The sequence below is a fragment of the Vibrio sp. 10N.261.54.E10 genome (assembly GCF_002877735.2).
In the GTDB taxonomy this organism is placed as follows: Bacteria; Pseudomonadota; Gammaproteobacteria; order Enterobacterales; family Vibrionaceae; genus Vibrio; species Vibrio crassostreae_C.
Map to the genome: position 1 here is coordinate 1,491,186 of NZ_MCXE02000002.1, position 15,140 is coordinate 1,506,325.

12 protein-coding genes and 1 pseudogene are annotated in these 15,140 nt (G+C 45.1%); 7 read left to right on the forward strand and 6 right to left on the reverse strand.

Annotated elements, in window-relative coordinates:
* Positions 1 to 158: 158 nt before the first annotated feature.
* The 5 genes and pseudogenes from BCU07_RS17915 to BCU07_RS17935 all read left to right on the forward strand — a co-directional run bounded on the left by BCU07_RS17915 (position 159) and on the right by BCU07_RS17935 (position 7,440).
* The gene (locus tag BCU07_RS17915) at positions 159 to 1,154 is read left to right on the forward strand and encodes a membrane dipeptidase (RefSeq protein ID WP_017060833.1); all 996 of its coding nucleotides are present in this window, start codon (positions 159 to 161) and stop codon (positions 1,152 to 1,154) included.
* 230 nt (positions 1,155 to 1,384) lie between these two features.
* The gene (locus BCU07_RS17920; RefSeq protein WP_048660322.1) at positions 1,385 to 2,980 is read left to right on the forward strand and encodes a BCCT family transporter; all 1,596 of its coding nucleotides are present in this window, start codon (positions 1,385 to 1,387) and stop codon (positions 2,978 to 2,980) included.
* A 223-nt stretch (positions 2,981 to 3,203) separates the two neighbouring features.
* Positions 3,204 to 5,017: pseudogene (locus BCU07_RS17925) on the forward strand (hypothetical protein).
* Positions 5,014 to 5,751 (forward strand): DUF3726 domain-containing protein, encoded by a 738-nt coding sequence (locus BCU07_RS17930; protein WP_102428311.1) that lies wholly within the window; start codon positions 5,014 to 5,016, stop codon positions 5,749 to 5,751. The pseudogene BCU07_RS17925 and the gene BCU07_RS17930 overlap by 4 nt, the downstream one beginning before the upstream one ends.
* A 396-nt stretch (positions 5,752 to 6,147) precedes the next feature.
* Positions 6,148 to 7,440 carry an alpha/beta fold hydrolase gene (locus BCU07_RS17935; RefSeq protein WP_017064721.1) on the forward strand — a complete coding sequence of 431 codons (1,293 nt, stop codon included), beginning with the start codon at positions 6,148 to 6,150 and terminating at the stop codon, positions 7,438 to 7,440.
* A 171-nt stretch (positions 7,441 to 7,611) separates the two neighbouring features.
* Here BCU07_RS17935 and BCU07_RS17940 read toward each other — a convergent pair whose 3' ends face one another.
* The 6 genes from BCU07_RS17940 to BCU07_RS17965 all read right to left on the reverse strand — a co-directional run bounded on the left by BCU07_RS17940 (position 7,612) and on the right by BCU07_RS17965 (position 13,174).
* A complete protein-coding gene (locus BCU07_RS17940; RefSeq protein ID WP_004730424.1) occupies positions 7,612 to 7,794 on the reverse strand; it encodes a hypothetical protein in 183 nt (60 codons plus the stop codon).
* A 282-nt stretch (positions 7,795 to 8,076) separates the two neighbouring features.
* The gene (locus BCU07_RS17945; RefSeq protein WP_004730426.1) at positions 8,077 to 8,304 is read right to left on the reverse strand and encodes a PAS factor family protein; all 228 of its coding nucleotides are present in this window, start codon (positions 8,302 to 8,304) and stop codon (positions 8,077 to 8,079) included.
* Positions 8,305 to 8,569: 265 nt separating this feature from the next.
* Positions 8,570 to 10,726 carry a cytochrome c gene (locus tag BCU07_RS17950; RefSeq protein ID WP_102393760.1) on the reverse strand — a complete coding sequence of 719 codons (2,157 nt, stop codon included), beginning with the start codon at positions 10,724 to 10,726 and terminating at the stop codon, positions 8,570 to 8,572.
* Positions 10,723 to 11,337 (reverse strand): cbb3-type cytochrome c oxidase subunit II, encoded by a 615-nt coding sequence (locus BCU07_RS17955; protein WP_017064719.1) that lies wholly within the window; start codon positions 11,335 to 11,337, stop codon positions 10,723 to 10,725. The genes BCU07_RS17950 and BCU07_RS17955 overlap by 4 nt, the downstream gene beginning before the upstream one ends.
* Complete coding sequence (gene ccoN / locus BCU07_RS17960) at positions 11,338 to 12,762, reverse strand: cytochrome-c oxidase, cbb3-type subunit I (protein ID WP_102428310.1); 1,425 nt, start codon at positions 12,760 to 12,762, stop codon at positions 11,338 to 11,340.
* 37 nt (positions 12,763 to 12,799) lie between these two features.
* Positions 12,800 to 13,174, reverse strand: coding sequence for a c-type cytochrome (locus tag BCU07_RS17965; RefSeq protein ID WP_059018733.1), 375 nt, complete (start codon positions 13,172 to 13,174; stop codon positions 12,800 to 12,802).
* Between the two features lie 462 nt (positions 13,175 to 13,636).
* Between BCU07_RS17965 and BCU07_RS17970 the strand changes: the two genes are divergently transcribed.
* Together BCU07_RS17970 and BCU07_RS17975 are read left to right on the forward strand one after the other, a co-directional pair.
* Complete coding sequence (locus BCU07_RS17970; RefSeq protein WP_017069847.1) at positions 13,637 to 14,092, forward strand: hypothetical protein; 456 nt, start codon at positions 13,637 to 13,639, stop codon at positions 14,090 to 14,092.
* Between the two features lie 9 nt (positions 14,093 to 14,101).
* Positions 14,102 to 15,127 carry a GGDEF domain-containing protein gene (locus BCU07_RS17975; protein ID WP_102428309.1) on the forward strand — a complete coding sequence of 342 codons (1,026 nt, stop codon included), beginning with the start codon at positions 14,102 to 14,104 and terminating at the stop codon, positions 15,125 to 15,127.
* Positions 15,128 to 15,140: the final 13 nt, after the last annotated feature.

A 15,140-nucleotide genomic window follows, 5' to 3' on the forward strand; every position in this document is an offset into this window, starting at 1 on the left:
CCAGCTATCGAATTGGCCTGATTCACAGAGTCAGGCCAACATCCCAACCAAAGCAGCAAACGAAATTAGACAAGTGATTTAACCCATTTTTGAAAACATGTTATTTGAGCGTGTTTTCAAAACCGAGCTAGAACACTGAGCTTTCAATAGGAGTGGTTATGTACCAGCAACGGATTGTTATAGATGGATTGCAATACTGCAATTGGAACAGAGAATATTTCCAAACACTAAAGGCGAGCGGCATTACAGCAGTTCACGCTACCGCGGTTTACCACGAGACGGCTCGTGAAACCTTATCTCGCTTTGCAGAATGGAATTTAAGATTCGAGCAGAACGCAGACCTTATCATGCCGATTCACTCAATGGCTGATGTCGAGACTGCAAAAGCGACTGGCAAAGTCGGCATTTTCCTTGGTGCTCAAAACTGTTCTCCAATCGACGATGAGATCGGTCTTATCGAAGTGATGCGTAAGCAAGGTCTTTTGATCATGCAACTGACGTACAACAACCAGAGCTTATTGGCGACGGGTTGCTACGAGAAGAACGACACAGGTATTACTCGCTTTGGTAAACAAGCCATCGAAGAGATGAACCGAGTGGGCATGATCATCGATATGTCTCACAGTGCCGAGCGCTCAACACTTGAAGCGATTGACTTGTCTTCTCGTCCTATTTGTATCAGTCACGCGAACCCGACGTTCGCTCATGATGCATTACGAAACAAATCAAACGATGTGATTAAAGCCCTAACCGCACGCGGTGGCTTAATCGGATTCAGCTTATACCCATTCCACCTACCAAATGGCAGCCAATGTACATTGGAAGACTTTTGCCAGATGGTTGCGACTACCGCTGACATGGTCGGCGTAGAGCACCTTGGTATTGGCAGTGACCTATGCTTAAACCAACCTCAAGCCGTTCTTGAGTGGATGAGAAATGGTCGTTGGTCTAAAGCTATGGACTACGGTGAAGGCTCTGCGAACAACTCAGGTTGGCCAGATGCGTTGCCTTGGTTCTGTGGTAGTGCGGGTATGGAAAATATTTATAACGGATTGATGCGTCATGGTTTCAGCGAGTCTGAAGCTGGGCAAGTCTTGGGAGAAAACTGGTTTAACTTCTTGAAAGATGGCCTAGAGCCTCAAACCAAGGGTTAACGATTTCTCGCAAGCCATCATCGAATTAGCAGCCTTCTAACAAACGTTCAATTAGCAAGTGCTGCTTAAACCAATTTCACTATTCAAAAGGAACAACGGTCTATTTCGCAACGCGATAACCCAAACATGGATTAGCCTGCCCAACACAAAAAACAATAGGGCAGGTGTTAAATACACCCTTGTAGTCATCATTCAAATGACAGCTGCAAAGAAACCTCTGGAGTCAGAGTATGTCTGATTTAACCAATAGCGTGAAATCTTCAAGCTTAAATGCGGGTCAAGCACACACAACAAGCAACACAAACGGGTCTGAGTCTACATCAGATAAATTAGGTCTATCCAACCCAGCACTTTGGTACAGCGGCGGCTTTATCGCTCTGTTCGTGGCACTTGCTCTATTTGATGGCGAGCTGTTATCAAGCCTAGTAAACGCTGGCTTTGCATGGTCTGTTAAAGTATTCGGTCCTTACTGGCAAATGCTTCTTCTTCTGACTTTTCTTATTGGTCTTGGCCTTGCGGCAGGGCGAACAGGCAAGGTTATCCTAGGCGGCATCGCTAAACCTGAAATGGATGGTTTCCGTTGGATGGCGATCATCTTCTGTACGCTACTGGCAGGCGGCGGCGTATTTTGGGCAGCAGCAGAGCCTATTGCTCACTACGTTAGCCCACCACCATTGTACGGCGCACAAGAAAACGCACAGCAAGGCGCGGTGAATGCGTTATCGCAATCCTTCATGCACTGGGGTTTCTTAGCATGGGCTATCGTCGGCAGCTTAACGTCTATCGTGGTTATGCACCTTCACTACGACAAAGGCTTGCCGCTTAAACCTCGTATTTTGCTTTACCCAGTATTGGGTGAGCGTGCACTGAAAGGCCACACAGGCGCATTGATTGATGCATGTTGTATTGTCGCAGTAGCGGCGGGCACTATCGGTCCTATCGGCTTCTTAGGCTTGCAAGTCAGCTACGCACTGAACGCACTGTTTGATATTCCAGATGGTTTCACAACACAGCTAATCATCATTCTGTTCGCAATCGTTTTATACACATTATCGGCATTAAGTGGTCTTAACCGCGGGATGCAAATGCTAAGCCGGTACAACGTAATTTTGGCAATGGCATTGATGGTCTACATCCTGATCTTTGGTCCAACGAACTTTATCTTCAATGGCTACATTCAAGGTGTAGGCAGCATGATTGATAACTTCATCCCAATGGCGACTTACCGTGGTGACGAAGGTTGGTTGAGCTGGTGGACAGTATTCTTCTGGGGCTGGTTTCTAGGTTACGGCCCAATGATGGCAATCTTCATCGCTCGTATCTCACGCGGTCGTAGTATTCGCCAATTGGTATCAACCATTAGCCTTATCGCACCGTTTGTTACTTGCTTCTGGTTCACGATTGTTGGTGGCTCTGGTCTTGCTTTCGAAATCGCAGATCCGGGTAGCGTAAGTAAGGCATTTGAAGGCTTTAACTTACCAGGCGCACTACTAGCTGTGACTCAGCAATTACCAATGCCAATGCTGATATCTATTTTGTTCTTGATCTTAACAACGATCTTCATCGTAACGACTGGTGACTCAATGACTTACACCATCAGTGTAGTTATCAGTGGTGAGACAGAACCCAATGCAATTATTCGTACCTTCTGGGGTGTGATGATGGGGGTAACAGCGTTAATTCTGATTTCCCTAGGTTCTGGCGGTATTTCAGCGCTGCAATCCTTCATTGTTATCACCGCGGTACCGGTTTCCTTAATCTTGCTGCCATCACTTTGGAACGCGCCTCAAATCGCAATCAAGATGGCAAAAGAGCAGGGGCTGTAATAATAAGGCTCTGTAAGAAACTGATTAAATAAGAACAAATCAGCCTTTGAAAGAAGGCTGATGCAAAATTCCGAAAGGAACAAAAAACCGTACTGGTGAAGATACATCGGGCGGCACGTATTTAGGTCAATCGATCTAGTCAGGACAAAATAATAAGGGGCGAGCTCGCTTGCCCCAAATAACGTGAAAGCTAACCAACACACTGTAAAAACGAATGCTTCAAATGATGGCAACGATCGGTTCTGAATGGCTAGCAAAATCCTATAACTATAAGGTGGTGAGCAAATGGATGCACATCGTTCTACCTACACTGAATCAGCACTGCGTGACGCGACTGTCGTCATGGCACCGGAAAGGCTAGGTGCAATGCACCAAACACGTATCAGCTTCGTTAGAACTCTGATTCGTAAAATGGCTCAGCAAGAATGGAAAGTGACGAAACATGAGTGGCAATTAGACGCTCAAGGTTTTGGTCATGTTATCTATAAGCTTGCGACGCCAAACCATGTTTATCATTTGGTTGTTTTCTGCGATGAGATTGCAGATGACGAACGAAATGACCGTGTAATTGCTGAAAAGTGGGACGTAACGTTTGCGCTTGTTCTTGGTGATGTTGATGTCGCCCTACTTGAAAGACTTCGTGCGAACGTACCGCTTCAAGAAGCAGGCCGTAATCCAAATAACGTGCTTGTGTTGGCGCGTGCAAACAAAAGTGTACGTGTGTTTGAACACATCGTGAGTCACTTGGCTAAAGGTGTTCAACCAACGCCAAAAGAGCTGGCTGAAGTGGGTTACATCCTGCGAACGACAGCGGTATACGGTAATGGCAAATTTGGCATTGCTGACTTTAAAATCTTAGAGAAAAATGAAGATTTTAATCAGTCGTTTAGTGCGCAAATGTGTGCGGTTTATATGCTGCGTGAGTTCAGCCTAGATTGGGTTCATTACCTAGCCGAGCAACAGGGCGGTGAACAAGCGATTACCTTGCATAGAGGATTACAGCGTTACCTTGGTGTTGGTAATGCGACTGGTTTAGGCATGGCGCCATACCTTATTAACCACCCGAGTATTGTCGATCAGTGGATGACAACACGTGAGCATGCATTGGCTGACGTGTTAGCTAGTCACACGGATACAGCACTGATTGAACCGTTACGCGCTTTGATGAACAAAGCTGTGTGTCATTTAGAACAAGTCGTTACCATCAATGAAAACCAGCAAGAGTTGAACAAAGTAGCGGTTGATGAATTAAAACACGCAGAGCAATCGCTAGAAGTGTTTGTCAGCCAATGTGATACGTGGGCGCAGTTAGTTGAACAATCTAAGCACATGAGTATGGAAGCCCAAGAAATCCTTATCTCATGCTTGATGGAATTGTACCCAGAATTAGTGGACGCCCATCAAGAGCAAATGAATAGCAGCGAAACACTGTCGCTTCCAAGTGGTAAAAAGATTCAAGACCTTTTGGTTGTGTTAGAAGAAAAGTACCGTTGGGCTATCACGACCGACTTTACTAAAGCCGAAAACAACTACTGGTTCTGGTATCGCTCTCAGGACAAAGAAGAGCCAAGGCTCGGTGTTCGAGGAGAAGAAATTGGTGAAGAGCGTGAGCTGCCATTAGATATTGGTCGTCAAGCTTACCGTCTGTACCACTCCTTATTACAGTTCACACCAGAGCTTTCTCTAGCAGAGTTCTTGGTAAAACAACCGCAACATCGTGCGATAGCACGTCGTGTATGGACGCTTGGCAACAAAGCGATGGGCGACATTCAAATGAACGTGCTTCATAAAGAGTCGCTGCCGATGCATCTGTTACGTTGCAAGCTAGCTATGTTTGGGGCTACTAAGTTTGATCCTCGCTCAGATCGTTGGGTTCGTGTGACCTTCTTCCAAGGCGCACCGCTGCTTGACGAAATTCATCAAGACGAGTGGGTGTTCCCAGTCTTACCAAGTGAAGCGCCGAGTGAAGCGGAGCTTGCTGGCTCTCATAACGTTCCTACACATATCAACGCTCAACATGGAGGTAAATCGTTATGATCGTTTCTCACAATGAACTGGTAGCGGCCGTTAATAAAGCCTTTCTGGGTATGCGTCGTACATGTGGTGAAGCCGATGTGATAGCGAACATGGTGGCAGATTTACAAATGGTTGGCTTGGATGGTGTTCGTCATTTTAACAATGCGAGCAACTTTATGGGGCTAGAAGACGATTGCCCTGTAGACATCCAAGTGACAAGCGACAACACAGTTGAAGTGGACCTGCACAAGGCGAGCTTAGCGTGTCATCTTCCTGTGGTGATGGATTACGCCATTGAAAAAATGGTCGGTAAAAAGACGCTGAAAATCGAGCTAAACAACTGCCATAACCGTTGGTTAGCGTACCGTGAGCTTGTAAAACTGGCAGCGAAAGGCATCGCATGTACCGCACGTTGGGATAATGGCTCAAATCCTAAGAGCACCTTGTATGTGCTTAACCGTGGTTGCGTTGCACCAGAACTGTTTTTATCAGATTTGCCTCTGGCATCGGACGATCATATCCACAATATGACCATCGAGCTTTCCGTCCAGGATTTCGATATCGAACGTTTGTCAGATGGCTACCAAACACACATTGAATCGGAAGCGCTTTTTAAAACTCAAGAGAAGGCGTGGAACGAGGGCATTGAAGTTGACGATGGAGAGTGGGGCGCGTTGAAAGAAACGGCGACGGCTATCCTTGTTGAAAACAGCCAACGTTCAATTCAAGGTGCAGGTGAGCTCGAGGCTTCTTAGCTTTGTTTTATAGAGCTATAAGTTACAGAAGCTCAGTTTATAGATCTTTGGCTTATAGAAACTAAACCTATAAAGCCTGAGCTTGTTCAACCTAAAAACCTCATTTACAACAGATAAAACCAAAGAGCTTAACGTATCCTCACCTCGTTAAGCTCTTTTTATTTGTGTCCCACTTTTGTTCTTCTTCTCAATAGATCACATCTTAAACTCTCTGTTTTGACACAAGTTGTTACGCGTATAAAGCTAATTTGGCGATTTAATGAAGTACCTTCACATTCAGGTTCAACAAACGGTTTCATTTACAAGCTAGTATGCTTATCTTGCTAACTACGGTGCCAAAGGGTGCCATTTTTATTCGTACCAATGACTTTAGAATCAGATAAAAAGGAATGAAGCGTGCAAGCTAACTTTATTGATGGAACCACCCTGTACCGTCAGCACTCTTTCGAGTTGCCACTTGATTATCAAGCCAAAGATGGACAACAGATCCAAGTCTTCGCACGTGAGCTGGTTGATCTCGCTAAAGATGAGCAAGAGCTGCCGTGGTTGATCTACTTTCAAGGCGGCCCAGGTTTTCCTTCTCCACGGGTGAGTGGTCAATCGGGTTGGTTAAAGCGTGCATTACAAAACTACCGTGTTCTGCTTCTAGACCAACGTGGTACTGGCAACAGCACGGTTATCAGCCATGAAACTTTGGCGCATTTGTCTCCAGAACAACAAGTCGAATACTTAACGCATTTCAGAGCGGATAACATCGTTCGTGACGCTGAAGCGATTCGTGAACAGTTTGGTATTAAGCAATGGTCGACGATTGGTCAAAGCTTTGGTGGCTTCTGTACACTGAGCTATTTGTCACTGTTCCCACAGAGCTTGCAGCGTTGTTATGTGACGGGCGGCATTCCTTCTATTGAACGAGAAGCTGACGATGTTTATCGTGCGACTTACAAGCGTGTAGAAGACAAAAACAGAGCTTTCTTTGCTCAGTTCCCACAAGCACAAGCTATGTGTCGCGAGATCTCTGATTACCTGCTCAACAACGATGTGAGACTGCCAAACGGTCAGGTGTTCACAGTTGAACAGTTCCAGCTAATAGGTATTAATCTTGGTGGCGGCGAAGCAAACCTTCCAATGTATTTCACACTGGAGAGTGCGTTTGTTGAAGTGAACGGTAACAGACAGCTGAGCTACAGCTTCCTAAATCAAATGCAGCAAGAGCAGGGTTACTTAACTAACCCAATTTACGCAATCTTGCATGAATCGATTTACTGTCAAGGTACAGCGTCTAACTGGTCTGCACATCGTGTTCGTGAGCAGTACCCACACTTCAACTACCAATCGGGCAGTGAGTTCTGGTTTACTGGTGAAATGGTGTACCCATGGATGTTCGACCAACTTGAAACGCTGAAGCCACTGCGTGAAGCCGCGAACATGTTGGCTGAAAAGTCGGACTGGGGCACTTTGTACAACGCAGAGCAGTTGAGCAAGAATACAGTGCCAATGGCGTGTGCCGTTTACGCCGATGACATGTACGTTGAGTTGGATTACAGCCGTGAAACATTGGCGAACATTCCTAACTCGAAAGCGTGGATCACCAATGAATATGAACACAATGGCTTGCGAGTAGACGGCGAAAGGATTGTCGATAAATTGATGACGATGGTTGAAGCGTTAGAAAATCTGCCAAAGTAATCAAGCTATTTGCACTAGAAACAAGATGCGTTAGAAGCTTTCTACTTTAGAAACTATCTACGTTAGAAATACGATACGCCAGAAACAAGAAAACGCTGCACCCATGCAGCGTTTTTTTATGTCATCGAACTATTCGATTTAAGGAACTAGGAGGGGTAGCCCTTGAAGCCATTAAGGTTGGATGACGATATCTTGATTTTCAGTGGTCGATAAGCTGGCGCGGTTCTGTTCGATAAGCTGAGCCGCATAAGAGGGAGTTACAGCTTGAATTTCGCCTTTTGAACGAATCGTTAATGCTTCCCACGCATGATCACGGTATTTGCCTGTCTGTGTATATTCAATAAGTACTCTCATGATTCTTCCATCCGATGTGTGGTTAACGTGCTACTAACATTAGCGCCATTATTGTGGTTACACACCTGTTAAAAATGGAACATAAGATTAACCAAATGAGAATGCGTGTAACTTGAAAAACAGACCCAACTGCACTTATCTTCTTAACCGCGTTTATCGCAACTAACCGTATTTATCGCAACTAACAGCATTTATCGTAACCAACCTTACTTATCGTAAATAGCGTCCATAAAAAAACGCTGCACAATGGCAGCGTTAAAGTTGAGATAGGTTGAAGATTGCTTAGCTGTTTTCTAAGCCAACAATCTTGCGTGCAGACATCACTGCACTATCCAAATCGGTCAATCTACCAGCACTTGCTGGACCAAGAACTGATGAATACAAAGCCAACTGCTTCTCAAATGATAAATCTAATTGGTTATATAGATTTTGGCGGATTTGAGCGTGTTGCTGTGGCTTTGCGCTCGATAGGCCTTCCAACGTATCGTAGATGAGTGTAGTTGTATCCATAACTGTCCTTAGTACATCTTTAGAAAATTTTGCATATTATGCACTTGGTATCATCTTTGTTCTGCGAGATTGATCGCATTATGTGCAGCTCTGCTTAATTGTGTAATCAGTTAGTTACAATTGTGTTGTACGGCAAAGTGTCGGAACTCGGGTTTGGGCAAAAGAAAAGGAGACACAGTGGTCTCCTTTTGGCTTGTTAGCAAAGATAAAAGTTACGTGCTGTTCGCTGTTTATTGAGCCAATCGGCTACGCACAGCTACAGCGCCTATCGTATGTTAATGTTCTTATCTCGATTTTCGTACATTTCAGGTGTGGTGTGTAATCCACCTGCATAGCCTGCTGCTTCAAGTGTTTCTCTTACCTCTCGAACATGCTCAGCCGTGACCGGTTCATTTCTGTCGCCAAGGTTTAAACGCACAAACGTGATTAACTCAGCTAAGCGTTGATCCGACAGTACATCCTCAAAACTTGCCATTGGCATGAAATTTCTGTCTTTGTCGAGATAGGTGGGTTGCAAGCCGCGCACCGTTACCGCAATGGTATTGAATGGGTCGCTGTGCATGATAATACCGTTGTTCAACAGAGTAGGGGCGATTGGATCGCGACCTTTACCATCGTCACCATGACAGGCCCCACAGGTTTGACGATACGTGGTGTAGATTTCACTGGCATACGCAGCTTCATCAAACCCTTTAGGCTGTAACTGAACGGCATCACTGGCAATGGTGTTGTTGATGTCCCCACTGAGTAGGTAATAGGACATCGACTCAATATCTTCACGCGTCATCAAGCTTAGGCTGTTTTTCACTACATCAGCCATACCCGCAAAAGCGGTGCCTTTGTCTGAATGTCCTGTGTGTAAAAAGTCTGTGAGTGTTGCTTCATCCCAGCCATCGATATAGAGCTCATTGGCTGTAATATCAGGCGCGTTCCAACCGTCGATCAAGTTACCTTGGAAAATACGTTCTGGTATCAGTGCTTGGGCAATATTTCGAGGTGTATGGCACTCCGAACAGTGACCAAGTCCTGCGACCCAATATTTGCCTTGTTGCCACTTATCGACATTCTCAATTTCTCCTTTGAGTTCCTCTGGCACTTCATAATCAATAGGGTCGGTATCCATGAATACGATGTTCCAGCCAAGCAAACCTAAGCGAATATTGGATGGAAACATCATGCTGTTGTCATCATTGCGTCGCGGCACGGCGGTGATTGACTGCATGTATTCCCATAAATCCACCATGTCTTGGTCGGTGAGGTATTGATAGGAGGTGTAAGGCATTGCAGGGTACAGGTAACCATTCTTGCCTTTACCTGCGACTAACGCCGCTCGGAAATCATCGAAGTCATAAGTCCCAATACCTTCGGTAGTGTGTGGCGTTATGTTGGTTGAATACACGGTGCCGAAGGGGGTGACAAAGGGTAGGCCGCCAGCAAAGGGTTCGCCACCTTCTGCACTATGACAAGCCACACAGTCACCGGCATAAGCGAGATATTCTCCGCGCTCAACAGATGATGCTTTCAAACTCGCGAGCCGTTGTTGCTCTACGTCACCAGCGTGTCGGATATAAGCCCCAAGCGCGAGTATCTCGTTCTCACTGAGCTGCTCATCAAACGCAGGCATTAGGTTGTTCAAACCGTAATTGATGGTGTGCTGAATCTCTTCAATACTCCCTCCGTGAAGCCAGATATCATCGGAAAGATCAGGTACGCCAATCGCTGGGTTAGCGACAGCACCATCGGCATGACAAGACGAACAGTATTGGACGAACAAGGTTTTACCGAGCTCGACTTTAATCTCCGGCACATCGGTATGACGTTGGTTGAGGGAGGCTAGATAGTAGGAGACTTTTGCCACCTCGTCTGGGCGCATGATTTCACTCCAACCCGGCATCGCTCCATTTCGCCCTTTGGCAATCGAATGGATCACAGCTTCATCACTGCCGCCGTATAACCATTCTTGGTCGATAAGATTAGGGAAGTGTTTCTGACCTTGTGCATTATCTCGGTGACAAGCGGCACAGTGAGTTTGGAATAGAATCCTACCGCTGTTCACGATCTCTGGGACAGCAGCTAATCCCTCTAACGTGGTTTCGCTGGTTTGTGCAAATTGCTCATTGAGAGTGGTGGATGGTGAACTGAGCTTATCGTCGCTTTGTTCCCAATCGACTAAGCCTTCCCATTCTCCAAGCCCGGGGTAGAGCACCAAATAACCCGCAGACAAAAGAAATGCCACTGCATAACTGATAAATAACAGCTTAGGTGGAGGCGCATCTTTCTCTTCAATACCATCAAAGGTGCCAATGGTGTGGTCGTGATCGGCCTTGTGATTGCTACGCCAGTATTTAACGACAACAGACACCATCAGAACAAAGAATATTAAGGTTAAGAGTACCGCCCATAGATTCCAGAATGTGCTCATTGTGATACCTCCTGTGACGTATCTTTACCCAGGCTTTGTAAATAGCGAATCAGAGCTTCACCTTTGGTTTTGCCTCTTACTTGCAAACGGGCATCACCAATTTCTTGATCGGTATAAGGCACACCTAAGGTACGTAACACTTCCATTTTGGCGCTAATATCATCGCCAGTCAGAGTCTGCTCAAATAGCCACGGGTAAGAGGGCATGATCGAGGTCGGTACGACTTTTCGAGGGTCAATTAAGTGAATAGCATGCCATTGGTCAGAATACTTTCTACCTAAGTTAGTGAGGTCAGGACCAGTACGTTTAGAGCCCCACAAGTTAGGAAACTCATAGATATCGTCTGCTTCTTGGTTCGGGCGACCATTACGCTTCACTTCTGGCTCTAGAGGGCGAACCATTTGTGTGTGACAAACATGGCAGCCTTCACTGATGTATATGTCTCGGCCTGCTAACTCAATCGGTGTGAGAGGCATCGCTAAGCTGCCTTTGGCAATATCATCGCCACGGACAATGCTTGGCACTACCCAGACCAATAAAGAGAAGGAGGCCACGACAACAGTGGTCAAAATTAAAATGACGATTGAATGTGTAAAGTCTTTACTCATCATTTAAGCTCCTTCATTAACAGTGTGTTTAGCATCATTTGTTACGGGCATACGAACCGTTTTGTACAAGTTGAAAGCCATTAAGAACAATCCAAGTACAAACAGCGCGCCACCAAAGAAACGCATGAATAGCCAAGGTGCTTTAAAGTCCATAGCTTCTACAAAACTGTAAATCAGTTCGCCATTTTCATTTTGAGCGAGCCACATATATCCCTCGCCGATGCCTGCGATCCAAAGTGCTATCGCATAGATGGCTACGCCAGCATGAGCGAGCCAAAAGTGCCATTTAATCAGTCGTCGTGACCAAAGATCGGTTTGGCCCCACAAGCGTGGAATGAAATAGTAAAAAACCGCTATCCCTGACATTCCAACCCACCCAAGAGCTGCGGAATGTACGTGACCGATGATCCATTCGGTGTTGTGTGCCACCATGTTGAACCAGCGGATAGCGAGTAGCGGACCTTCGAATGTTGCCAAGCAGTAGTAAAGAATCGCTGAGAAAAAGAATAAAAGAATGTAGTCGGACTTCAGCTTTTCTTTGTTTTGTAGGAGGGTCATTGCGCTATTAAACGCACCGGCCCAAGAAGGGAGCCACAGGATCAAAGACATTACGATGCCGATGTTCTGAATCCAGATAGGAACGGAAGAGTAAACCAAATGGTGCGTTCCGGCCCACGTGTAAAAGCCGACCAAGCCCCAGAAATGGATCACAGACAAACGGTACGAGTAGATAGGTCGATCCGCTGCTTTGGGTATGAAATAGTAATTCATACCAATCACACCAGCAGTCAGCAAGAAGCCGACGGCATTATGTCCCCACCACCACTGAACAATCGCATCTTGAGCGCCTGCAAACACAGAGTAAGACTTCATAGCCAACACAGGCATCGCGAGGTTGTTCACGATGAAAATCATTGCAACGACGATGATGAAAGCAGCAAAGAACCAGTTAGCCACGAAGATATGGCTGACCTTACGCTTAGCAAGGGTGCCAAAGAACAACACCGCATACAGCACCCAAACCAACACAATCATCAAGTCGATTGGCCACTCAAGCTCCGCATACTCTTTTGAGCTGGTGTGTCCTGCGGGTAAGGAAATGACCGCAAGTAACAAGATGAATTGCCAGCCCCAAAATACCATCCATGAAAGGCTTTTGTTGAACAAGTCACAATGGCCCGTTCGTTGGGCAATGTACAAAGACGTCCCCATCAAGATATTCACGACGAAGCCGTAAATTACTCCAGAGGTATGTAGCGGACGCAGTCGACCAAATTGGAAATATTGAGAATCAAAGTTTAAGACTGGCCAATATAATTGCGCGGCGAGAATCACGCCGATGATCATACCTACAATCGCCCACACTAAGGAGGCGATGATGAAGTACTTCACGACCTTAATGCTGTATTGCGTTGTCACTTGTTCCATAACAAGGCTCCTTGCCTAGATATTTTGATTCGCTGACTTAATTTGAATCGCTGAGCGAGCTTGCTTCGTTGCCGAGCACTGAATAGAAATAGGAAATATCACGAATGTCTTGGTCCGAGAGCGTGTCGGCTTGTTGTTGCATGAGAATCGCTAAGCCACTGGTTCTTTCTCGAGTCTGGTAATCTTTCAATGAAGAGATGAGATAACCCACTTTTTGACCGCGAAGGTTCGGGTAGGGGTCTTGTGTTGAGATGCCATCAGCGCCATGACAGGTCATACACACTTTGGCTTTTTGTTTACCTAACTCGAATTGTTCTTGGTTAACTTCGGCAGAAACAGGAAACATGACCAGCGTCATTACCAGGGTAGAAAGTGTGGCCATGGGGTTAAATTTTTTTATATTCAAACTCATTCTCGATTCCCTTGATTATGAAATGAGTAAGCTTTCTAAGATCAATACACGAGATCAACTGGTGAAGTAGAAACGACTGGAACTCGTTATTAAGTCTCTTAAAGCTGCTTACGTTCGATTAAAGGTTATGCAGCAACCAGCATTTTCGCTACTGACTTACTCATATTTATTGTTAATTTTGTTGTTTCATACGTATTCATAGGGCTTATTGGTTTACTTACGCAGAGTAAAATACGAGTTTTTGTTACTAGACGGTTGAGAAGGAATACGTCAAGCGGGTAGGGAGTGCTGAACGAGAGCGGTGATGGAAGAGACAGAGAAACGGCGAAGTTATTGAAAAACAGCGAGGTGTAGGGGCATTAGGGATAAAGCGATACCAATCAATCTGAGTGGTATCGGTACAAGTTAAATGGTCAATTTATACTAGACTCAAATTAGTGACCTTTTTAAATGGAGTTTAGAATGAGAACTGTATTCTTGTTGATGCTTTGGCTTTGCTCGTTTTCGATTTTTGCAGCCTCAGAGTTAACGGTTTTCGACCACTCCGGGCAAAAGCATGGTTTTAGTAGAGAGCAACTCCTGTCACTTCCTCAAAAAGAAATTACTACCACCTTGCCTTGGGTCGAGGGTCTGACCGTTTATAGTGGTGTGACGTTACAAACGGTGCTTGAAAATATGGATCTACCGATATCATCACAAGTCACTTTCGTAGCATTGAATGACTATAAAATTGCGGTGCCCAAAGAAGATTTTGATACCTATGAACCCATCATTGCGATTAAAAAGAATGGGGAGTTTATGTCTGTGAGAGAGAAAGGCCCGTTTTGGTTGATTTACCCAATCTCTGCGAACCCTGAAACCAATACCCCTGATTTCCATGCCAAGATGATTTGGCAGATTCGTGATATTCACCTGTAGAGGCTAATTATGAAGAAGCTGTTGTCTATGGCCGCAATCAAAGTCGTTGTTTTGTCTTTGGCCGTGGTTGTTCTATCCGTCAATATCTACAGTGTCACTCGAATTAATGACATCAACAAGAGCTTTTCTAACCGCCAAAATGAGGCCACTTGGTTTGTTTTTCAACTCGTCAAAGAGTATGCAAACTTCTTGATGGTTAGCCATGCAAAGACGATTGATTATGATGAACTTTGGTTGGCATATGACATTACTTGGAGTCGTTTTGATATTCTGATCAACAGCACTGAATCGTCCAATTTTATTCGCTCAGCAAACTTTAAACCGTACTTTACCGCAGAGTTTGAAAAGTTTAAGTCGTTAGAATCCTCAATTAAGTTGGTGAATCAAGGCGCTTTGCCTAAGGAATCACTGCAGAAGAAAATTGATATTTGTTACAACACGCTGGTCGAATTTATTAACGAAAAGTTTCGACTTCAAAGCCCGGTTATTGAAGAAAACACCACAATGGTCGACAAGTTGGTGATGATGCATCAGTTAAGCAGCGTATTTCTGGTGTTGCTACTGCTTGTGACAGGAGCGATTTTTTACGTCGACTTTGCAATCAAACGAAAACTTCATTCTACCGACTTCATTACTGGCTTTCGCAATCGAGTCTCGCTCATGCAGTTTGTTAAGAACAGCTATCCAACAAACGGTAATTTCGACCTTTACTTTGTAAGAATCAGAAACCTTAGTGAGATAAACCAAAAGTATGGACTTGAATATGGAGACTTGGTGGTGAGTTCAGCTGCTAAGTCCCTGACGGCAAAGGTACCGGAAAGTACTATCTCGTTTCGTAGTAGTGGCAGTCAGTTTCTATTCTTCATTCCTGAGCAATTGTACACAAGTGATGAGATACAGGAAAAATTCAATGACGTGCTTAAGGATTATATCTCTGCGGGGAATTTAGAATTGATGATTGACGCTGTAGTCAGGCATAAGAAGAACATCAGCTCTAAAGATATGATGGAGCTACTAACGACAATGCAGAGTTAATCCCCGCATCAGC

Bases quoted from the DNA above. Each gene is read 5' to 3' on its own strand.
- BCU07_RS17915 (WP_017060833.1), top strand. From the start codon at position 159: ATGTACCAGCAACGGATTGTTATAGATGGATTGCAATACTGCAATTGG.
- BCU07_RS17920 (WP_048660322.1), top strand. From the start codon at position 1,385: ATGTCTGATTTAACCAATAGCGTGAAATCTTCAAGCTTAAATGCGGGT.
- BCU07_RS17930 (WP_102428311.1), top strand. From the start codon at position 5,014: ATGATCGTTTCTCACAATGAACTGGTAGCGGCCGTTAATAAAGCCTTT.
- BCU07_RS17940 (WP_004730424.1), bottom strand. From the start codon at position 7,794: ATGAGAGTACTTATTGAATATACACAGACAGGCAAATACCGTGATCAT.
- BCU07_RS17945 (WP_004730426.1), bottom strand. From the start codon at position 8,304: ATGGATACAACTACACTCATCTACGATACGTTGGAAGGCCTATCGAGC.
- BCU07_RS17950 (WP_102393760.1), bottom strand. From the start codon at position 10,726: ATGAGCACATTCTGGAATCTATGGGCGGTACTCTTAACCTTAATATTC.
- BCU07_RS17955 (WP_017064719.1), bottom strand. From the start codon at position 11,337: ATGATGAGTAAAGACTTTACACATTCAATCGTCATTTTAATTTTGACC.
- ccoN (WP_102428310.1), bottom strand. From the start codon at position 12,762: ATGGAACAAGTGACAACGCAATACAGCATTAAGGTCGTGAAGTACTTC.
- BCU07_RS17965 (WP_059018733.1), bottom strand. From the start codon at position 13,174: ATGAGTTTGAATATAAAAAAATTTAACCCCATGGCCACACTTTCTACC.
- BCU07_RS17970 (WP_017069847.1), top strand. From the start codon at position 13,637: ATGAGAACTGTATTCTTGTTGATGCTTTGGCTTTGCTCGTTTTCGATT.
- BCU07_RS17975 (WP_102428309.1), top strand. From the start codon at position 14,102: ATGAAGAAGCTGTTGTCTATGGCCGCAATCAAAGTCGTTGTTTTGTCT.